Raw genomic sequence first — 20050 nt, forward strand, 5'->3', positions numbered from 1 at the left:
ACTTCAACACACGTTTGAGAAAACTGTCTTCAAGACTTTTGTCTTGTTTTCAGTGTCTCGCCGTTTGCGCTGAAGCTCACATTATAGACCGGATTTCACACCCCGCGCAAGAGTTGTGCGGGGCATTTCATCAAAGTCTCAATGCTTGATGGCTTCGCCCGCGGCAGCGGCCGGCTTGGCAGCTTCCTCGGTGGCCTTGGCCGGCACAGCTTCCTCTTCCGGCAGGGCCTTGGGCATGGACTCCAGTGCCACTTCCAGCACGCGCTCGATCCAGCGCACCGGCACGATCTCCAGCTGGTTCTTGACGTTCTCGGGGATGTCCTGCAGGTCCTTGACGTTCTCTTCCGGGATCATCACGGTCTTGATGCCACCGCGGTGCGCGGCCAGCAGCTTCTCCTTCAGGCCACCGATGGCTGTCACCTCGCCGCGCAGCGTGATCTCGCCCGTCATGGCGACATCGGCGCGCACCGGAATGCCCGTCAGCGCAGAGACAAACGCCGTGGTCATGGCGGCGCCGGCGCTCGGGCCGTCCTTGGGCGTGGCGCCATCAGGCACGTGCACGTGGACGTCGCGCTTCTCGAAGAGCTCGTCCTTGATGCCCAGGCGGCTTGCCCGCGAGCGCACCACCGTGCGCGCGGCCTCGACGGACTCCTTCATCACATCGCCCAGCGAGCCGGTGCGGATGATGTTGCCCTTGCCCGGCATGGCCGTGGCTTCGATGGTGAGCAGGTCGCCGCCCACTTCCGTCCAGGCCAGACCGACCACCTGGCCGACCTGATTGGTCTTCTCGGCGCGGCCGAAGTCGTACTTGCGCACGCCCAGGAAGTCGTGGAGGTTGTCCTCCGTGATGACCACCTTGCCCTCATAACTCTTCAGCTGGTGACCCTTGACCACCTTGCGGCAGATCTTGGAGACCTCGCGTTCCAGCGAACGCACGCCGGCCTCGCGGGTGTAGTAGCGGATCACGCCACGGATGGCGGACTCGGCGACCTCCAGCTCTTCTTCCTTCACACCATTGTTGGTGCGCTGCTTGGGCAGCAGGTAGCGCTGGGCAATGCTGACCTTTTCGTCTTCCGTGTAGCCGGACAGGCGGATCACCTCCATGCGGTCCAGCAGGGCCGGCGGGATGTTCAGCGAGTTGGACGTGGCCACGAACATGACGTCGGACAGGTCGAAGTCCACCTCGATGTAGTGATCGGCGAAGGTATGGTTCTGCTCGGGGTCGAGCACTTCCAGCAGCGCCGAGGACGGATCGCCGCGGAAGTCCATGCCCAGCTTGTCGATTTCGTCCAGCAGGAACAGCGGATTGCGCGTGCCCACCTTGGAGAGCGACTGCAGCACCTTGCCCGGCATGGAGCCGATGTAGGTGCGGCGGTGGCCGCGGATCTCGGCCTCGTCACGCACACCACCCAGGGCCATGCGCACGAACTTGCGGCCGGTGGCGCGGGCCACGGACTGGCCCAGCGAGGTCTTGCCCACGCCGGGAGGGCCGACCAGGCACAGGATGGGCGCCTTGACCTTGTCCACGCGCTGCTGCACTGCGAGGTACTCGAGGATGCGTTCCTTGACCTTGTCGAGGCCGTAGTGGTCCTCGTTCAGCACCGACTCGGCAAAGGCCAGGTCGTGCTTGATCTTGGTCTTCTTGCTCCAGGGCAGGTTGACCAGGGTGTCGATGTAGTTGCGCACCACGGTGGCCTCGGCCGACATGGGCGACATCAGCTTGAGCTTCTTCAGCTCGCCTTCGGCCTTCTTGCGGGCTTCCTTGGGCATGCGGGCGGCCTGGATGCGCTTCTCGAGCTCCTCCATGTCGGCGCCTTCTTCGCCGTCGCCCAGCTCCTTCTGGATGGCCTTGACCTGCTCGTTGAGGTAGTACTCGCGCTGGCTCTTCTCCATCTGGCGCTTGACGCGGCCACGGATGCGCTTTTCCACCTGCAGGATGTCGACCTCATGCTCCAGCAGATCCAGCAGCTTCTCCAGGCGCTTGGCCACGTCGGCCAGGTCCAGCACCGACTGCTTGGCGTCGAGCTTCAGCGGCAGGTGGGCGGCGATGGTGTCGGCCAGGCGGCCGGCGTCGTCGATGCCGGCGATGGACGTAAGGATCTCCGGAGGGATCTTCTTGTTCAGCTTGACGTACTGGTCGAACTGCTGGGTCACGGCACGGCGCAGGGCCTCCACCTCGGGAGCCAGGGTGGCCTCGGGCGGGATGGGCGTGACCTCGGCGACGAAGTGCTCTTCCGTCTCGCTGATGGTGTTGGTGGTGGCACGCTGCAGGCCCTCGACCAGCACCTTCACGGTGCCGTCAGGCAGCTTGAGCATCTGCAGGATGCTGGAGACGCAGCCGACCTCGAACATGTCGTCGGCCTTGGGCTCGTCCTTGCCGGCGGCCTTCTGGGCCACGAGCATGATCTGGCGGCCGGCGTCCATGGCGGCTTCAAGCGCCTTGATGGACTTGGGACGCCCGACAAACAGGGGGATCACCATGTGCGGGAACACCACCACATCGCGCAGCGGCAGCAGCGGCAGGGTGATGGGTTCTGCGGGCAGGATGGGATGACCGGACATAGAAACCTCTCTTTCTCAAGCCCATCTGGGGCCCGAGGGACTGATTGCAAGGCCGGGACTGTGTCCTGTGCCTGCCATCAGGCCGGTTGTGACTGTGCTCTTTCGCACGGTCAGCCCGGCCGGGCTGCCGTACGGGGCCGGACCGGTCAGGCGCTGGCCTTGGCCTGCTCGCGATAGACGAGCAGCGGCTTGGCGTCTTCCTCGATGTTGTGCTCGTCCAGGACGACCTTGGCCACGCCATCAAGGGCGGGCAGCTCGAACATGGTGTCGATCAGCGAATGCTCCATGATGGAACGCAGGCCGCGGGCCCCGGTCTTGCGGGCCAGTGCCTTGCGGGCGATGGCACCCAGGGCCGAGGAACGGATCTCCAGCTCCACGCCGTCCATGGCGAACAGCTGCTGGTACTGCTTGACCAGCGCATTCTTGGGCTCGGTGAGGATCTGGATCAGCGCATCCTCGGTCAGCTCGCCCAGCGTGGCGACCACAGGCAGGCGACCGACCAGCTCGGGGATCAGGCCGAACTTGATCAGGTCCTCCGGCTCAACTTCACGGAAGAGCTCGGAGACCTTGCGTTCAGACTTGCTTTTCACCGACGCGCCGAAGCCGATGCCGGACTTCTCGGAGCGGTTCTGAATGACCTTCTCCAGGCCATCGAAGGCGCCGCCGCAGATGAACAGGATGTTGGTCGTGTCGATCTGCAGGAAGTCCTGGTTCGGGTGCTTGCGGCCGCCCTGCGGTGGCACCGAGGCCATCGTGCCTTCGACCAGCTTCAGCAGGGCCTGCTGCACGCCTTCGCCCGACACGTCGCGGGTGATGGAGGGGTTGTCGGCCTTGCGGGAAATCTTGTCGATCTCGTCGATGTAGACGATGCCACGCTGCGCACGCTCGACGTCGTAATTGCAGTTCTGCAGCAGCTTCTGGATGATGTTCTCGACGTCCTCGCCCACGTAGCCGGCTTCGGTCAGCGTGGTGGCGTCGGCGATCACGAAGGGCACGTTGAGCAGGCGGGCCAGGGTCTGGGCCAGCAGCGTCTTGCCGGAGCCCGTGGGACCGATCAGCAGGATGTTGCTCTTGGACAGCTCCACCTCGCCCTTGTTGTCCGCCATGTGGCGCAGGCGCTTGTAGTGGTTGTAGACCGCCACGGACAGCGTGCGCTTGGCGACGTCCTGACCGATCACGTACTGGTCCAGGCTGCTCTTGATTTCACTCGGGACGGGCAGATCGGATTTGCTGGCACGCGGCTGCGCGCCTTCGGCCGGCACCTCATCGCGGATGATGTCGTTGCACAGCTCGATGCACTCATCGCAAATGAATACCGACGGGCCAGCGATCAGCTTCTTCACTTCATGCTGGCTCTTGCCGCAGAAGGAGCAGTAGAGGACTTTCTCGCTGGAGTTGCCTTTTTTCTCGGCCATGGATCTGCTTTACGGTTCAGGTGGGAGACCTGTGCTGATGATAGTTCATAAGAAGAAAGGGCCCTTGGGCGGATAAGGGCCCTCATCCGGCACCAGTTGGCGGCGGTGCCGTGTGCGTCATGCGGACAAGGCCAGGTCACTGCCCCGCCCCTGCCCGCCCGCACTCAGGGGCGCTTCTCGATCACCTGGTCGATCAGGCCATAAGCCTGCGCCTCTGCGGCCGACATGAAGTAGTCGCGCTCGGTATCGTTCTGGATCTTCTCCAGGGGCTGACCACTGCGCTCGGCCATGATGCGGTTGAGCTGCTCGCGGGTCTTGAGGATCTCGCGGGCGTGGATCTCGATGTCCGTGGCCTGGCCCTGGGCACCGCCCAGGGGCTGGTGGATCATGATCTTGGAGTTGGGCAGGGCAAAGCGCTTGCCCTTGGCACCGGCGGTCAGCAGGAAGGCGCCCATGCTCGCGGCCATGCCCATGCACAGGGTCGAGACCTCGGGCTTGATGAACTGCATGGTGTCGTAGATGGACATGCCGGCCGAGACGCTGCCGCCCGGGCTGTTGATGTACAGCGAGATCTCCTTGTCCGGGTTCTCGCTCTCGAGGAACAGCAACTGGGCCACGACCAGGTTGGCGGTGGCGTCGTTGACGGGGCCGACCAGGAAGATGATGCGCTCGCGCAGCAGGCGGCTGTAGATGTCATAGGCACGCTCGCCGCGGCCCGATTGTTCGATGACGATGGGCACCATGCCCAGATTGCTCGTTTCCAGCGCGCTCATGAAGGGTCCTTGCGGTTGGTTCAGCGGGTGATAGCGGGTCATATGGGGTCGGATTATGTCCCGGCAAGCGCGGCTCTTCCGCGCAGGGGATTCATCCACACAACAGCGGCCAGGCCCGGCCCCGGAGGCCCGCTTCCGGACCCAGTCGACCGCCCCTCATCCGCGCAAAGAAAAAGGCGCCGGCCTTGCGGCGCGGCGCCCTTGGGAGCCCCGGGGCAGGCCCGGGACGTCGAGTCATCAGGCCTGGGCCATCAGCTCGTCGAAAGGCAGGGCCTTGTCGCTGACCTTGGCCTTGGCCAGGACGAAGTCGGTGACGTTGTTCTCGATCACGATGGCTTCGACTTCAGCCAGGCGCTGACGGTCGCTCAGGTACCAGCGCACGACCTCGGCCGGCTTCTCGTAGCTCTGCGACAGCTCTTCGATGTGAGCCTGCAGCTGCTCGGGCTTGGCCTGCAGGTTGTTGGCGCGGACCAGCTCCGACACCACCAGGCCCAGGCGCACGCGGCGCTCGGCTTGCGCGGTGAACATGTCAGCGGGGATATCGACCTTGTCGGCATCCTTCACGCCACGCTTCTTCAGGTCCTCGCGGGCACCCTCGACCAGGCGCTCGGCCTCGCCAGCCACCAGGGCCTTGGGGATGTCCAGCTCGGCGGCGGCGACCAGGGCGTCCATCACGGCAGCCTTGTTGCGAGCCAGCACGCGGAACTTCACTTCGCGCTCGAGGTTCTTCTTGATGTCGGCGCGCAGGGCCTCGACGGTGGCGTCCTTGATGCCCAGGGACTTGGCAAAGGCCTCGTTCACTTCGGGCAGGTGCTGGGCTTCGATCTTCTTGACCGTCACCAGGAAGTCGGCTTCCTTGCCGGCCACGTCCTTGCCGTGGTAGTCCTCGGGGAAGGCCAGGGGGAAGGTCTTGGACTCGCCCGCCTTCATGCCGCGCACGGCCTTCTCGAAGGCCTCGAGCATCTGGCCTTCGCCCAGCAGGAACTGGAAGCCTTCGGCCTTGCCGCCAGCGAAGGTTTCGCCGTCGATCTTGCCTTCGAAGTCGATGGTGACGCGGTCGCCGTCAGCGGCGGCTTCGGCAGCGGGACGCTGGGCGAAGGTGCGGCGCTGCTTGCGCAGGATCTCGACGGTCTTGTCGATGGCTTCCTCGGTCACTTCGCTGGAGACGCGCTCCACCTCAGCGGCAGCCAGATCACCGATCTTGACTTCCGGGTAGACCTCGAAGGTGGCGTCGAAGGCCATCTGGCCTTCGGGCGCATCGTCCTTCTGGGCGATGTTGGGCATGCCGGCGACGCGCAACTGCGCTTCATTGGCGGCGGCATTGAAGGCCTGACCCAGCTTGTCGTTCATGACTTCGTACTGGACGGAATAGCCATAGCGCTGGGCGACCACGCTCATCGGCACCTTGCCGGGGCGGAAGCCGTCAGCCTTGACCGTGCGGGCCAGCTTCTTCAGGCGGGTCTCGACTTCGCTGTTGATGTCAGCGGCCGCCAGCGTGAGCGTGATGCGGCGTTCGAGCTTTTCGAGGGTTTCGACGGTGACAGCCATAGTGGACTCTGTGAACAAAGTGATTCTGGTGCGCGGGGTCGGACTCGAACCGACACGCCCGTGAAGGCGTCAGGACCTAAACCTGGTGCGTCTACCAATTTCGCCACCCGCGCGAGTGGTTTCAAGGCTGCCGTGGCATCAGGATCCGAAAACCCCAAGCCACCTCAGCCTTGTGGCATTTCGGCAAACCGGTGATTGTAGCCGTGAATACCGGCATTTCCCGGACCTAGGGGTTAGCCGCAATCGCCTCCCCCCAAAGAGAAAGGCGCCCTGCCTGTTGCCAGGCGGGGCGCCTCCCGATCGGCGGCTCAGCTCAGCAGCCTGGTTCGGCGCTTCAGAATCGCGAAGGCGTCGGGAAGCGCGAGTTCGCTTCGGCCGGGCGCATCACCCGGAACCAGGCCGCGTACATGGCCGGCAGGGCCAGCAGGGTCAGCACGGTGGCGACGATCAGGCCGCCCATGATGGCCACGGCCATCGGGCCCCAGAACACGCTGCGCGACAGCGGGATCATCGCCAGCACCGCCGCCGCCGCGGTCAGCACGATGGGGCGGAAGCGCCGCACGGCCGACTCCACGATGGCCGACCAGGCCGGCACGCCGCGGGCACGGTCCTGCTCGATCTGGTCGATCAGGATCACCGAGTTGCGCATGATCATGCCCATCAGCGCGATCACGCCCAGCAGCGCCACGAAACCGAAGGGCCGGTTCAGCAGCAGCAGGGCCGCCGCCACGCCGGCAATCCCCAGCGGGCCGGTCAGGAAGACCAGCATGGCGCGCGAGAAGCTCTGCAGCTGCAGCATCAGCAGCGTGAAGATGATGAAGAGCATCACCGGCACGCCCGCGGCAATCGAGCCCTGGCCCTTGCTGCTTTCCTCCACGGCGCCAGCGACGTCGATACGGTAGCCCGGCGGCATCTTGGCCGACAGCGCCTGCATCTGCGGCCAGATCTGGGCCGAGACGGTGGCGCCCTGCATGCCCTCTTCCACATCGCCCTGCACGGTGACCGCGTAGTTGCGACCCTCGCGCCACATGACGCCCGGCTCCCATTCGAAGCCCACCTTGGCCACCTGGGTCAGGGGCACGGCACGGCCGGTGCTCGTGGGCATGTAGGCATTGCCCAGGTCGGTGATGGCGTTGCGTTCCTCCAGGGGCTGGCGAAGGACGATGTCGATCAGCTTGTCCGCCTCGCGGTACTGGCCGATGACGGTGCCCGACAGAATGGTGCGCGAGGCCTGGGCCAGGCTCTGGCTGCTGACGCCCAGGGCGCGCGCCTTGTCCTGGTCCACGTCCAGCTTGAGGGCCTTGATGGACTCGTTCCAGTTGTCGTTGACGCCGCGCATGTGCGGATTGGCCTTGAGCAGCTCCTTGGCCTTGTCGGCCCACTGGCGCACGAGCTTGGGGTCCTCGCCCGTCACGCGGAACTGCACCGGATAGGGCACGGGCGGCCCGTTGGGCAGCAGCTTGACGCGGGAGCGGACCTCAGGGAACTCGGCGGCCATCAGCTCCGGCAGACGCTTGCGCAGGGCCTCGCGCTGGGCGAGGTCCTTGGGCAGCACGATGGCCTGGCTGACGTTGGACTGCGGGAAGACCTGGTCCAGCGGCAGGTAGAAGCGCGGTACGCCGCTGCCCACCCAGGTCGTGACGGTGGACACGCCCTCTTCCTTGAGCATGCGGGCCTCGAAGCGCTTGGCCATCTGCTCGCTCTGCTGGATGGTCGAGCCCTCGGGCAGCCACAGGTCGACGAGGATCTCGGGGCGGCTGGAGTCCGGGAAGAACTGCTGCTGCACGCGGGTCATGCCGAACAGGCCTGCCAGGAACAGCAGCACGGTGATGCCGATGGTCTTCCAGCGGTGCTCCACGCACCAGCGCACCAGCGCGCGGAAGCGGTTGTAGAAGGGCGTGTCGAAGAGCTCGTGGGCCTCGCCGCCGTGACCCGCCTTGGTCTTGAGCAGGAAGGAGCCCAGGTAAGGCACGAAGTAGATCGACACCACCCACGAGATTAGCAGCGAGGCCGCCGTCACCGCGAAGATGGCGAAGGTGTACTCACCCACCGTGGATTGCGCCAGGCCGATGGGCAGGAAGCCCACGGCCGTGATCAGCGTGCCGGTGAGCATGGGCATGGCCGTGACGTCATAGGCGAAGGTCGCCGCATGCATCTTGTCGTAGCCCTCTTCCAGCTTGCGGACCATCATCTCGACCGCAATGATGGCGTCGTCCACCAGCAGGCCCAGCGCGATGATCAGCGATCCCAGCGAGATCTTGTGCAGCCCCACGCCCCAATAGAACATGGTCACGAAGGTGATGGCCAGCACCAGGGGGATGGTGACGCCCACGACCAGGCCCGGCCAGATGTCGATGCGCAGCGGCCGCATGTGCAGACCCAGGCTGATGAAGCTGACGCCCAGCACGATCACCACGGCCTCGATCAGCACATGGACGAACTCGTTCACCGAACGCGAGACCGAGGACGGCTGGTCCTGGATCTGCGACAGCTCCATGCCCGCCGGCAGGCCCTTCTGGACCTCGGCCAGCTGGGCCTTGAGGGCCTGGCCCATGGCGATGATGTCCCCGCCCTTGGCCATGGACACGCCCAGGGCCAGCACCTGCTGCCCCTGGTGGCGCACCATGGTGCTGGGCGGATCGACGTAGTCGCGCTTGATCTCGGCGATGTCGCCGAGGCGGAACTGGCTGGCCGCGCCGGTGAAGGGATTGACCGCGCGGATGGAGAAGTCGCGCAGGGCCTTCAGGTCGTCGAGCTGGCCCTGCACGCGAATCTGCAGATTGGTGCTGCCGGCATTGAGCACGCCGGCGCCCTCCACCGCGTTCTGGGCACCGATCTGGTTGATCACCTGCGTGAAGTCCAGACCCAGCTCGGCCAGGCGCTTCTGGGAGACCTCGATGAAGATCTTCTCGGCCTGGACGCCGAAGATCTCCACCTTCGCGACGTCCTTCACCTTGAGCAGCTGGTGGCGCACGCGCTCGGCGTAGACGCGCGCCTCCTCGCGGCTGAAGCCATCGCTGCTGAGGGCGTAGATGGAGCCGTAGACGTCACCGAAGTCATCGTTGAAGACCGGGCCCAGCACGCCTTGCGGCAGGGTGTAGCGCATGTCGTTGACGCGCTTGCGGACCTGGTACCAGACGTCCGCCACTTCCTTGGGCGGCGTGCTGTCCTTCAGCTGGAAGATCGTGAGGGACTCGCCCGGCTTGGTGTAGGAGCGGATCTTGTCGGAGTAAGGCACTTCCTGGAGCGTCTTCTCGATCTTGTCCGTCACCTGGTCAGCCATCTGCATCGCGGTGGCACCCGGCCAGAAGGCCTGGACCACCATCAGGCGGAAGGTGAAGGGCGGGTCTTCGTCCTGGCCGAGCTGGAAATAGGCGGCGAAGCCCATCACCATCAGCACGATCATCAGATAGCGCGTCAGGGCCGGATGTTCCAGCGCCCAGCGCGACACATTGAAGCGGGAGCCTGCGTGGCCCGGTTTGCTGCTCATGGACACGGCGGACCTCCTCAGCGCGAAGCCGCGGGGGCTGCAACTGGCGCGGCATCACCCGCGTAGCGACGCACCTTCTGGCCGTCGTTCAGCACATGGACGCCCGCCGTCACCACCTCCTGGCCCGGCGTGAGGCCCCCGGCGATGACCACGGTATTGCCGTCGGCCCCGCCGATCTGCACCGGCTGGGCCTTGACCGTCATGGACGCCGGATCCAGCACCCACACCTGACTCTTGCCGCCCCGCTCCAGGATGGCGCTCAGGGGCAGCTTGACCACATTGCCCAGGCGCGGCAGTTCCAGCAGCACCGCGGCCGTCTGGCCGAGCTTGACGTCGGCCTTGCCCACATCGGCCTTGACCTGGAAGGTGCGGGTGACCGGGTCGGCCGCGGCCGACACCTCGCGCAGGGTCAGCGGCACGACCTCCTGCTGGCCCCACAGGCGCATGCGCAGCGCACCGGTCTGGCTGGCAGCGGCGCGCAGGCCGCCCACCTGGTCCTCGGGAACGGAGAACACCACGTCCCGGGGGCCGTCATGGGCCACGCTCAGCACGGGCATGCCCGCACCGACCACCATGCCGGGCTCGGCACTCACGCCGGTCACGACCCCCGGCGCATCGGCCACCAGCGCCGAATAGGCGACCTGGTTGCCCTGCACACCGGCCTGGGCACGCGCCTGGTCCAGCTGAGCCTGGGCGGCCTTGAAGTAGGCGTCCCGGCGCTCCAGCTCGGCCGCGCTGATGAAGCCTTGCTGGTGGAGCTCGATGAAGCGGCGGTAGTCCGCCCCGGCCTGGTCGCGGTTGGTGCGGGCGGCGATCATCTGGGCCTGAGCCGCCTCGGAGCCCAGGCGCAGGTCCTGGGCATCCAGCTGGGCCAGCACCTGGCCGGCGCGGACCTTGTCACCCAGGTTCACCAGGCGCTGCTGGATCTTGCCGCCGACGCGGAAGGAGAGACGGGATTCAGTGCGGGCGCGGATCTCGGCCGCGTATTCACGCGTCATGCCGGCGCTGCCCGCCTCGATCAGCTGGGTCCGGACGGCACGCTCCGGTTCGGGCGCTGCGGCCTGCTTGCCGCAAGCGCTGAGCAGCAGGGCTGCCATCAGCGGCACGAGGGGCATCAGGGCGGGGAGTCGGGCATTCCGGATTTTGGGCATCGAAGACCTCTTCATGACGGATCGTGCGGCGTGGCGCGGCGGCAAGCCAAGGGACTGCCGCCCAGCACTTTCATTCCATACGCCGGATCAGTAACTGACTGACCGGTCAGTAATGTATTGAGCACGTTCCGGCTTGTCAAACCCCGGAACGGGCGCGCCGGCACACCTCCAGACCGGCGGACATTGCGGACACAATGCCGGCCGTGAGCATAGAGCACTACGAGAACTTTCCTGTCGCCTCCTGGCTGTGCCCCCCGCACTTGCGGCCCGCCGTGGTGGCGATCTACCACTTCGCCCGCACGGCCGACGATCTGGCGGACGAGGGCAGCGCCACGACCGCCGAGCGCCAGGCCGCGCTGCGCGCCTACCGTCAGGACCTGAGGGCCTGCTTCGCCGGCCAGCCTCCCTCGCCCCGCTGGGCGGACCGGGTCTTCCTGCCGCTGGCAGCCCGGATCCGCCAGCACCAGCTGCCCCAGCCCCTGCTCGAGGCCCTGCTGGATGCCTTCGAGCAGGACCTCGTCAAGACCCGCTACGCCAGCCGTGCCGAGCTGCTGCACTACTGCGAGCGCTCGGCCAATCCGGTGGGCCGGCTGCTCCTGCACCTGTATGGCGTCGGCAGCCCACAGGCCCTGGCGCAGTCGGATGCCATCTGCAGCGCCCTTCAGCTGATCAATTTCTGGCAGGACTTCAGCCGGGACGGCCCCAACGGTCGCTGCTACGTGCCACAGGAGGACCTGGATCGCCACGGCCTGCAGGCCGAGGCCTGGGTGCGCTGCGAGGACAGCCCGGTAGCCCGGCGCCTGATCGCCGAGCTCTGTACCTGGGCCCGGCAGTTGATGATGTCAGGCGCCCCTCTGGCCCACACCCTGCCCGGGCGAGCGGGCTGGGAATTGAGGTTGGTCGTCCAGGGCGGGCTGCGCATTCTTGAGAGAATCGAGGCCATGGATCACGCCTCTCTTGTTCGCCGCCCCCGCCTGAGTGCCCTGGATGCCGCCCCCCTCCTGTGGCGAGCCCTGCGCATGCGCCCTGCCCCGCAAGGAGCCCGTGCGTGACGCCCGACCAGTACGCCCAGCAGCGCGCCGCGGCCAGCGGATCCAGCTTCTACTACGCCTTCCAGTTCCTCACGCCGCCCCGGCGTGCGGCCATCACGGCCTTCTATGCCTTCTGCCGCGAGGTGGACGACGTGGTGGACGAGATTCAGGACCCCGGCGTGGCCGGCGCCAAGCTAGCCTGGTGGCGCAAGGAGGTGCAGGCGGCCTTTGCTGGCCAGCCCAGCCATCCGGCCATGAAGGCGCTGATGCCTCATGTGCGCGACTACGACATCCGCGCCGAGCACCTGCTGGCCGTGATCGAAGGCTGCCAGATGGACCTGGACCAGAGCCGCTACCTCGACTTCGCCGGACTGCAGCGCTACTGCCACCTGGTGGCAGGCGTGGTGGGCGAAGTCGCCTCGGGCATCTTCGGCCGCACCGAGGCCCAGACCATCGCCTACGCCCACAAGCTGGGCCTGGCCCTGCAGCTGACCAACATCATCCGCGACGTGGGTGACGACGCCCGCCGCGGCCGCATCTACCTGCCGGTGAACGAGCTGCAGCAGTTCGGCGTCAAGGCCAACGAAATCCTGATGCGCCAGGCTCCCTGGGGCTACAGCGAGCGTTTCACTGCCTTGATGAAGTTCCAGGCCGAACGCGCCCACCGCTGCTATGACGAAGCCTTCGCCCTGCTGCCCGAGGCGGACCGCAAGGCCCAGAAGCCCGGCCTGATGATGGCCAACATCTACCGCGCCCTGCTGCGCGAGCTGGAGGCCGAGGAGTTCCGCGTGCTGCACCAGAAGATATCGCTGACCCCGCTGCGCAAGGTGTGGATCGCGATGAAAACCAACTGGCGCGGCCGCTGAAGGCATGGCCCGCGTCGCGGTCATCGGCGCCGGCTGGGCCGGTCTCAGCGCGGCCCTCGCGCTGCAGGCGCAGGGTCATGCGCTGAGCCTCTTCGAGCTGGCGCCCCAGCCCGGCGGACGGGCCCGCAGCCTGGCCATGGAGGGCAGCGGCCCGCCGCTGGACAACGGGCAGCACATCCTGATCGGGGCCTACACGCAAACCCTGGAGCTCATGCGCTCGCTGGGCCTGTCCCCGCATGAGCTCCTGTGGCGCAGCCCCTTGCAGCTCACGGATGCCCAGGGGCGCGGGCTCCGCCTGCCCAAGGGGCCGCCCCTGCTGGCCTTCGGGCGGGCGGTGATGGCGGCCTCGCATTGGCCCTGGGCGGCACGCCTCAGCCTGCTGACGCACAGCCTGCGCTGGGCATTGAGCGGCTTTCGATGTGCGCAGACGCTCACCGTGAGTGCGCTGTGCCGCACCCTGCACCGGCAGCCCCATGCAGAGCTGGTGGCGCCCCTGTGCGTGGCGGCGCTCAATACCCCGGCGGAGCAGGCCAGCGCCCAGGTATTCCTGCGGGTGCTTCAGGACGCGCTTTTTGCCGGCAACGGCTCAGCCGACCTGCTGCTCCCGCGGCGCCCCCTGGCCGAGCTCCTGCCTGAGCCCGCCCTGCAGGCCCTCGCCGCCGGCGGCGCCCGGATCCATGCCGGCTGCCGAGCCCTGCTCTGTGCCCCGGACAGCGGCGGCTGGGCCGTCCGCGCAGGCGACAGCGTCCAGCCCTTCGACGCCGTGCTGCTGGCCTGCCCGGCCGCGGAAGCCGCGCGCCAGCTGCAGGCCATCGCGCCGGACTGGTCGACCCAGGCCGCAGCCTTGCGCTACGAGCCCATCGTCACCGTCTACCTGCGTGCCGAGGGCCGCCTGCCCTTCCCCATGGTGGCGCTGCAGGAGTCGGCCGAGGCGCCGGCCCAGTACCTGTTCGACCATGGCCAGCTGGGCCTGCAGGCCGGGCGCTTCGCGGCCGTGGTGAGTGGTGCCGCGCCCTGGCTGGAACGGGGGCAAGGCGGCACGGCCGCCTGTGCGGAGGCGGCGCTGGCTCAGGTGATGAGCCAGGCCCCCCTGCTCAGCGGCCTGCGGCTGGAGCGAGCCGTCGCCGAGAAGCGTGCGACCTTTGCCTGCACACCGGGGCTGCGCCGCCCCGCCGCCCGCATCGCCCCGGGGCTGTGGGCGGCCGGCGACTACATCGAGGGCCCCTACCCCGCCACGCTGGAGGGCGCCGTCCGCTCCGGCCGGCAGGCGGCCCGGTCGCTGCACGCCGAACTGGCGGCTGTCGCGCGCCGCGCCACACACTGAGACCGGCCTCCAATTTCGCCATGCAAAAAATTGCTGCTTTGCCGCACAATGGTCGGCATGAAGAGCACTGAGGCACAGACCCCTGCCATCCAGGTCCTGGAACGCAGCTTCGCCATCCTGGACGTGCTGGCCAGCCACCAGGATCCCGTCTCCCTGAAGCAGATCAGCGAGACCACCGGGCTGCACCCGTCCACCGCCCACCGCATCCTGAACGACCTGGCCATCGGCCGCTATGTCGACCGCCCCGAGGCCGGCGCCTACCGCCTGGGCATGCGCCTGCTGGAGCTGGGCAACCTGGTCAAGGCTCGCCTGGACGTGCGGGATGCCGCGCTGGAGCCCATGCGCGAGCTGCACAAGTTCACCCACCAGCCGGTCAACCTGTCGGTGCGCCAGGGCGACGAGATCGTCTACATCGAGCGCACCTACTCCGAACGCTCGGGCATGCAGGTCGTGCGCGCCGTGGGCGGCCGGGCCCCGCTGCACCTCACCTCCGTGGGCAAGCTTTTCCTGGCCAGCGACGATCCCCAGCGCGTGCGCGCCTACGCCACGCGCACCGGCCTGGCCGGGCACACGCGCAACAGCCTGACCGATCTCGCCGCACTGGAACGCGAGATGGCCATGGTGCGCCAGCGCGGCGTGGCCCGTGACGACGAGGAACTAGAGCTGGGCGTACGCTGCATGGCCGCCGGCATCTACGATGACCAGGGCAAGCTGGTCGCCGGCCTGTCCATCTCGGCGCCGGCCGACCGCCTGGAAGAGGCCTGGCTGGGCCGGCTCAAGGACACCGCCGCCCAGATCTCCGCGGCCCTGGGCTATCGGGGCTGATCCCGCAGCGCCCGGCGCATCCGCCCGCCTCCTGGAAGCGTAAAAGGCAACGCCCGGCACCTTGCGGTCCGGGCGTTTGTCTTTGTGAGGCGAGCCGCGGGATCAGCCGGCCTTGCCCAGCGTCATCTGGCCCTGCGGCTGGAGGCTGCTGCTGTTGCCCAGCCCTGCGGGGGTCAGGCCGGTATGGGTCAGCCACTTGCGGATGCGCTCGGCGTCGCCGATCCGCGAGTACTTGCCGGTGGAGTCCAGCAGCACCATGATCAGCTTGCGACCGGCCAGGCTGGCCTGCATCACCAGGCAGCGGCCGGCCTCGTTGATGAAGCCGGTCTTCTGGATGCCGATGTCCCAGCTGCCCGATCGCACCAGACCGTTGGTGTTGTGGAAGGCGACCTGACGGCGGCCCAGCGCCACGGTGGCATCGGGCGTGGTGGAGTACTCACGCAGCAGAGGCACTTCATGGGCTACCTTGACCAGGGCCGCCAGGTCCTTCGCGCTGGACTGGTTGCGGCTGGACAGGCCCGTGGGCTCAACGTAATGGGTGTCCGACATGCCCAGGGCCTGCGCCTTCTGGTTCATGGCAGCGACGAAGGCGGTCAGGCCGCCCGGGTAATTGCGGCCCAGCGCGTTGGCGGCGCGGTTCTCGGAGGACATCAGCGCCAGATGCAGCATTTCCGAGCGGGTCAGCGTGGTGCCCGGCGCCAGGCGTGAGCCCGTGCCCTTCTCGGTGTCCCGGTCTTCGTCGGTGATGGTGATCTTCTCGTCCAGCGACTGGCCGCCCTCAACGACGACCAGGGCCGTCATCAGCTTGGTAATGGAAGCGATGGGCAGCACGGCCTGGGTGTTCTTCGACAGCAGGATCTCGTTGGTGTCCTGGTCCATGACCAGGGCCACGCTGCTTTTGAGATCCAGGGGGTCGTCGACCGAGTGCAGGCCATACATCTGGCCGAAGGTCGGGCTGGCGGGCATGGCGGCCACGGCCGCCTTGCGCACCACCGAGGCCGGCTTGGCCTTGCGCGCGTTCTTGGCCACGGCCTTGGGCGGCGTCTTGCCGGCCGCCTTGCCGCTGGCACTGCTCGTGGCCGCATGGGCTCCTTGCGAAGCCAGGGCCAGCATCACGGCGATCACGCTGCCCGCGGCAGCTCCCAACATGGTCTTTACAACAGCTTTCACGCCAGCCCCCAACAAGGTCTGCGCCAGTTTAGGTCAAGCGGAAAACACCGGCAAGATCAAAAACTTAGCTCAGGCTTTTAAAGTTCACGAACGGGGCGACCGGCGGGGGCTCCGGGCCCGTCGCCGGGTCCGGATGCACCCGGGGCTCAACCCTGGGCCGCCACGCGCTCCGTCTTGCTCTGCAGCTTGTTCAACGCAGCCAAATATGCCTTGGCAGACGCGACCACGATATCGGGATCGGCACCAACGCCGTTGACCACCCGGCCCGCATGCTGCAGACGGACCGTCACCTCGCCCTGCGATTCTGTGCTGCCGCTGGTGATGGCATTGACCGAATAGAGGATCATTTCCGCGCCGCTTTGCACCTCGGACTCGATGGCCTGCAAGCAGGCGTCCACGGGGCCATTGCCGTCGCTTTCGGCCTTGAACTCCTTGTCACCCACGGCGAAGACCACGCGGGCATGCGGACGCTCGCCGGTCTCGCTGCGCTGGGCCAGGGACAGCAGGCGGTAGTGCTCGTTGTCCTGGATGACCGACTCGTCCATCACCAGGGCGATGATGTCCTCGTCGAAGATCTCGTTCTTGCGATCAGCCAGGTCCTTGAAGCGCTGGAAGGCGGCATTGATCTCGGCCTCGGACTCCAGCTCGATGCCCAGTTCCTGCAGGCGCTGCTTGAATGCGTTGCGGCCCGAGAGCTTGCCCAGCACGATTTTGTTGGCGCTCCAGCCCACGTCCTCGGCACGCATGATCTCGTAGGTGTCACGGGCCTTGAGCACGCCATCCTGGTGGATGCCCGAGGCATGCGCGAAGGCGTTGGCGCCCACCACGGCCTTGTTGGGCTGTACCACGAAGCCGGTCGTCTGCGAGACCAGCTTGGAGGCAGGCACGATCTGCGAGGCGTCGATGCCCACGTCCAGACCGAAGTAGTCGCGGCGGGTCTTCACGGCCATCACCACTTCTTCCAGCGAGCAGTTGCCGGCACGTTCGCCCAGGCCGTTGATGGTGCATTCGATCTGGCGCGCACCGCCGATCTTCACGCCGGCCAGGGAGTTGGCCACGGCCATGCCCAGGTCGTTGTGGCAGTGCACGGACCAGATGGCGAGGTCGGAGTTGGGCACCTTCTCGCGCAGGGTCTTGAGGAAGTTGCCGTAGAGCTCGGGGATGGCGTAGCCCACAGTGTCGGGGATGTTGATGGTGCGGGCCCCTTCGGCGATCACGGCCTCGCAGACGCGTGCGAGGAAGTCCATGTCGGAGCGGTAGCCATCTTCGGGCGAGAACTCGATGTCGTCCGTGAGATTGCGGCCGAAACGCACCGCCAGGCGCGCCTGCTCCAGCACCTGATCGCGGGTCATGCGCAGCTTCTTCTCCATGTGGAGCTCGCTGGTGGCGATGAAGGTGTGGATGCGCGAGCGGGCTGCGCCCTTCAGCGCCTCGGCGGCGCGGGCGATGTCCCGGTCATTCGCGCGGGCCAGAGAGCAGACGGTGCTCTCGCGGATGACGTCGGCGATGGCCTTGACCGCCTCGAAGTCGCCATTGCTGGCCGCAGCGAAGCCGGCCTCGATCACGTCCACGCGCATGCGCTCCAGCTGGCGGGCAATGCGCAGCTTCTCGTCCTTCGTCATCGAGGCGCCGGGCGACTGCTCGCCGTCGCGCAGGGTGGTGTCGAAGATGATGAGCTGGTCAGCCATGGGGTTCTCCGTGAAACGTGAAAGTGAGGGATCGGAAGGATGCGGCCGGAAAAACAAAAAGCCCGCGAAGCAGGTGCTTGGCGGGCTCTTGGTGCGAAAGTACGGTGGCGGTCAGACGTGCGACTACCTCGTGCCCAAGGGCCCGATGGCTAGTAGCAGAGCGGCGATGACGTTCAGCGTCTTCATGGTGATCGAATGTAGCACGCGCCCCGGCGGTGACACCAGGCCTGCCTACGTCAATGGTGAAGGCCCTTTTCATCGGGCTCGTCGGTCGAGATCGCGATCACGCTGACCGGCTTGCCCTTCATGCGCTTGTAGGCGTAGACCACGTAGCCCGAGAGGCCGTAGACGCAGAACAGGCCGAAGAGCACGCGCGGCGGATCGATGTTGATCAGCGCGATGCCCAGGGCGATCGCGACCACGCTCACGAAGGGCACCGAACGCTTGAAGCTGATGTCCTTGAAGCTGTAGAAGGGCGCATTGGTGACCATGGTCAGGCCCGCGTAGAGCGTGAAGCCGAAGGCCAGCCAGGCCAGCCCCGGCGACGAAGCCGGCGCGTGATAGCCCGCATCTTCCATGGCCCAGATCAGGCCCATCACCAGGGCAGCCGCGGCCGGACTGGGCACGCCCTGGAAGAAGCGCTTGTCAACGACCGCAATATTGGTGTTGAAGCGGGCCAGGCGCAACGCGGCCCCGGCGCAGTAGACGAAGGCCGCGAACCAGCCCCACTTGCCCAGGCCCTGCAGAGCCCACTCGTACATGATCAGCGCGGGCGCGGCGCCGAAGGACACCATGTCGGAGAGGGAGTCCATCTGCTCGCCGAAGGTGCTCTGCGTGTTGGTCATGCGGGCCACGCGGCCGTCCAGGCTGTCCAGCACCATGGCGCAAAACACGCCGTACACCGACTGCTCGAAGCGTCCATGCATGGCCATCACGATGGCATAGAAACCGCCGAAGAGCGCTGCCAGCGTGAACAGATTGGGAAGGATGTAGATGCCCTTGCGGCGCGGGCGCACCGGGGTCAGGACTTCGGCGTCCTCATCGTCGTCGTGAGGCACCGTGGACTGCTTGGAATCGGTCATGGGCAGGGAGGATAGCGCAAGCCTCGCCATAAAAAAGCCGCGTCTGCCCGGAGGCGACGCGGCTCTCTAAAGGGATTCTGAAATCCCGTGACTCAGTGCTTGATCAGTTCTTCGACTGGTCGACCAGGCGGTTCTTCTTGATCCAGGGCATCATGGCCCGCAGCTTCTCGCCGACCTGCTCGATCGGGTGCTCGGCCGTCAGGCGGCGGCGCGACAGCAGGGTCGGGGCACCGGCCTTGTTCTCCAGGATGAAGCTCTTGGCGTACTCACCGGTCTGGATGTCCTTCAGGCACTGGCGCATGGCCTCCTTGGTGGCCTCGGTCACCACGCGCGGGCCGGTGACGTACTCACCGTACTCGGCGTTGTTGGAGATCGAGTAGTTCATGTTGGCGATACCGCCTTCATAGATCAGATCCACGATCAGCTTCAGCTCGTGCAGGCACTCGAAGTAGGCCATCTCGGGGGCGTAGCCGGCTTCCGTCAGCGTCTCGAAGCCCGCCTTGATCAGCTCGACAGCACCGCCGCACAGCACGGCCTGCTCGCCGAAGAGGTCGGTCTCGGTCTCTTCGCGGAAGTTGGTCTCGATGATGCCGGCCTTGCCGCCGCCATTGGCCGAGGCATACGACAGTGCCAGGTCACGCGCCTTGCCGGTCTTGTCGGCGTAAACGGCGATCAGGTGGGGCACGCCGCCGCCCTGCGTGTAGGTGCCGCGCACGGTGTGGCCGGGGGCCTTGGGGGCGACCATCCAGACGTCGAGGTCGGCACGGGGCGTGACCTGGCCGTAGTGCACATTGAAGCCGTGGGCGAAGGCCAGTGAGGCGCCCTGCTTGATGTTGGGCTCGACTTCGCGCTTGTAGACATCGGCGATCTGCTCATCGGGCAGCAGGATCATGACCACGTCGGCGGCCTTCACGGCCTCGGCGATCTCGGCGACCTTCAGGCCGGCGTTCTCGGCCTTGGACCAGGACGCGCCACCGCGGCGCAGGCCGACCGTGACCTTCACGCCGCTGTCGTTCAGGTTCAGGGCGTGGGCATGGCCTTGTGAGCCGTAGCCGATGATGGTGACGTTCTTGCCCTTGATGAGGCTGAGGTCGGCGTCCTTGTCGTAGTAAACGTTCATGTCGG

At 66.7% G+C, this 20050-nt stretch carries 14 protein-coding genes and 1 tRNA gene; 4 read left to right on the forward strand and 11 right to left on the reverse strand.

What is annotated here, in order from left to right:
* Positions 1 to 138: 138 nt before the first annotated feature.
* The 7 genes from lon to ABDJ40_RS09060 all read right to left on the reverse strand — a co-directional run bounded on the left by lon (position 139) and on the right by ABDJ40_RS09060 (position 10939).
* Entirely contained in the window at positions 139 to 2562 is a 2424-nt protein-coding gene (gene lon / locus ABDJ40_RS09030) for an endopeptidase La (RefSeq protein ID WP_269629650.1), read from the reverse strand.
* A 146-nt stretch (positions 2563 to 2708) separates the two neighbouring features.
* Positions 2709 to 3977 carry an ATP-dependent Clp protease ATP-binding subunit ClpX gene (clpX, locus tag ABDJ40_RS09035; RefSeq protein WP_183104799.1) on the reverse strand — a complete coding sequence of 423 codons (1269 nt, stop codon included), beginning with the start codon at positions 3975 to 3977 and terminating at the stop codon, positions 2709 to 2711.
* Between the two features lie 164 nt (positions 3978 to 4141).
* Positions 4142 to 4750 (reverse strand): ATP-dependent Clp endopeptidase proteolytic subunit ClpP, encoded by a 609-nt coding sequence (gene clpP, locus ABDJ40_RS09040; protein ID WP_269629651.1) that lies wholly within the window; start codon positions 4748 to 4750, stop codon positions 4142 to 4144.
* Positions 4751 to 4987: 237 nt separating this feature from the next.
* Positions 4988 to 6298 carry a trigger factor gene (tig, locus tag ABDJ40_RS09045; RefSeq protein WP_347608883.1) on the reverse strand — a complete coding sequence of 437 codons (1311 nt, stop codon included), beginning with the start codon at positions 6296 to 6298 and terminating at the stop codon, positions 4988 to 4990.
* A 26-nt stretch (positions 6299 to 6324) separates the two neighbouring features.
* Positions 6325 to 6411, reverse strand: a tRNA-Leu gene (locus ABDJ40_RS09050).
* A gap of 221 nt (positions 6412 to 6632) precedes the next feature.
* Positions 6633 to 9788 (reverse strand): efflux RND transporter permease subunit, encoded by a 3156-nt coding sequence (locus tag ABDJ40_RS09055; RefSeq protein ID WP_347608885.1) that lies wholly within the window; start codon positions 9786 to 9788, stop codon positions 6633 to 6635.
* Positions 9789 to 9805: 17 nt separating this feature from the next.
* Positions 9806 to 10939 (reverse strand): efflux RND transporter periplasmic adaptor subunit, encoded by a 1134-nt coding sequence (locus ABDJ40_RS09060; RefSeq protein ID WP_347608887.1) that lies wholly within the window; start codon positions 10937 to 10939, stop codon positions 9806 to 9808.
* Positions 10940 to 11133: 194 nt separating this feature from the next.
* Here ABDJ40_RS09060 and hpnC point away from each other — a divergent pair, with 194 nt between their 5' ends.
* From hpnC to ABDJ40_RS09080, 4 genes are read left to right on the forward strand one after another with little or no spacing between them, the layout of a single operon-like run.
* Entirely contained in the window at positions 11134 to 11991 is an 858-nt protein-coding gene (gene hpnC, locus ABDJ40_RS09065; RefSeq protein ID WP_347608889.1) for a squalene synthase HpnC, read from the forward strand.
* The gene (gene hpnD, locus ABDJ40_RS09070) at positions 11988 to 12836 is read left to right on the forward strand and encodes a presqualene diphosphate synthase HpnD (RefSeq protein ID WP_347608891.1); all 849 of its coding nucleotides are present in this window, start codon (positions 11988 to 11990) and stop codon (positions 12834 to 12836) included. The genes hpnC and hpnD overlap by 4 nt, the downstream gene beginning before the upstream one ends.
* Before the next feature lie 4 nt (positions 12837 to 12840).
* Positions 12841 to 14160, forward strand: coding sequence for a hydroxysqualene dehydroxylase HpnE (hpnE, locus tag ABDJ40_RS09075; RefSeq protein WP_347608893.1), 1320 nt, complete (start codon positions 12841 to 12843; stop codon positions 14158 to 14160).
* Positions 14161 to 14217: 57 nt separating this feature from the next.
* Positions 14218 to 14985, forward strand: a complete 768-nt coding sequence (locus tag ABDJ40_RS09080; RefSeq protein ID WP_269629658.1) for an IclR family transcriptional regulator — start codon at positions 14218 to 14220, stop codon at positions 14983 to 14985.
* Between the two features lie 102 nt (positions 14986 to 15087).
* Here ABDJ40_RS09080 and pbpG read toward each other — a convergent pair whose 3' ends face one another.
* The 4 genes from pbpG to ilvC form a co-directional block, all read right to left on the reverse strand.
* Entirely contained in the window at positions 15088 to 16134 is a 1047-nt protein-coding gene (gene pbpG, locus ABDJ40_RS09085) for a D-alanyl-D-alanine endopeptidase (protein WP_347608896.1), read from the reverse strand.
* A 167-nt stretch (positions 16135 to 16301) separates the two neighbouring features.
* Positions 16302 to 17843 (reverse strand): 2-isopropylmalate synthase, encoded by a 1542-nt coding sequence (locus ABDJ40_RS09090; RefSeq protein WP_269629660.1) that lies wholly within the window; start codon positions 17841 to 17843, stop codon positions 16302 to 16304.
* A 236-nt stretch (positions 17844 to 18079) separates the two neighbouring features.
* Positions 18080 to 18925, reverse strand: coding sequence for a CDP-diacylglycerol--serine O-phosphatidyltransferase (gene pssA, locus ABDJ40_RS09095; RefSeq protein ID WP_347608898.1), 846 nt, complete (start codon positions 18923 to 18925; stop codon positions 18080 to 18082).
* Between the two features lie 103 nt (positions 18926 to 19028).
* Positions 19029 to 20045, reverse strand: a complete 1017-nt coding sequence (ilvC, locus tag ABDJ40_RS09100; protein ID WP_183104788.1) for a ketol-acid reductoisomerase — start codon at positions 20043 to 20045, stop codon at positions 19029 to 19031.
* Positions 20046 to 20050 lie beyond the last annotated feature (5 nt).

This window comes from Roseateles flavus, assembly GCF_039872765.1.
GTDB lineage: Bacteria > Pseudomonadota > Gammaproteobacteria > Burkholderiales > Burkholderiaceae_C > Roseateles_B > Roseateles_B flavus.

Coding starts and splice junctions, on each gene's coding strand:
- ilvC (WP_183104788.1), bottom strand. CDS start 20,045: ATGAACGTTTACTACGACAAGGACGCCGACCTCAGCCTCATCAAGGGC.
- hpnC (WP_347608889.1), top strand. CDS start 11,134: ATGCCGGCCGTGAGCATAGAGCACTACGAGAACTTTCCTGTCGCCTCC.
- hpnE (WP_347608893.1), top strand. CDS start 12,841: ATGGCCCGCGTCGCGGTCATCGGCGCCGGCTGGGCCGGTCTCAGCGCG.
- ABDJ40_RS09060 (WP_347608887.1), bottom strand. CDS start 10,939: ATGCCCAAAATCCGGAATGCCCGACTCCCCGCCCTGATGCCCCTCGTG.
- lon (WP_269629650.1), bottom strand. CDS start 2,562: ATGTCCGGTCATCCCATCCTGCCCGCAGAACCCATCACCCTGCCGCTG.
- ABDJ40_RS09055 (WP_347608885.1), bottom strand. CDS start 9,788: ATGAGCAGCAAACCGGGCCACGCAGGCTCCCGCTTCAATGTGTCGCGC.
- ABDJ40_RS09090 (WP_269629660.1), bottom strand. CDS start 17,843: ATGGCTGACCAGCTCATCATCTTCGACACCACCCTGCGCGACGGCGAG.
- ABDJ40_RS09080 (WP_269629658.1), top strand. CDS start 14,218: ATGAAGAGCACTGAGGCACAGACCCCTGCCATCCAGGTCCTGGAACGC.
- pbpG (WP_347608896.1), bottom strand. CDS start 16,134: ATGTTGGGAGCTGCCGCGGGCAGCGTGATCGCCGTGATGCTGGCCCTG.
- tig (WP_347608883.1), bottom strand. CDS start 6,298: ATGGCTGTCACCGTCGAAACCCTCGAAAAGCTCGAACGCCGCATCACG.
- clpP (WP_269629651.1), bottom strand. CDS start 4,750: ATGAGCGCGCTGGAAACGAGCAATCTGGGCATGGTGCCCATCGTCATC.
- pssA (WP_347608898.1), bottom strand. CDS start 18,925: ATGACCGATTCCAAGCAGTCCACGGTGCCTCACGACGACGATGAGGAC.
- clpX (WP_183104799.1), bottom strand. CDS start 3,977: ATGGCCGAGAAAAAAGGCAACTCCAGCGAGAAAGTCCTCTACTGCTCC.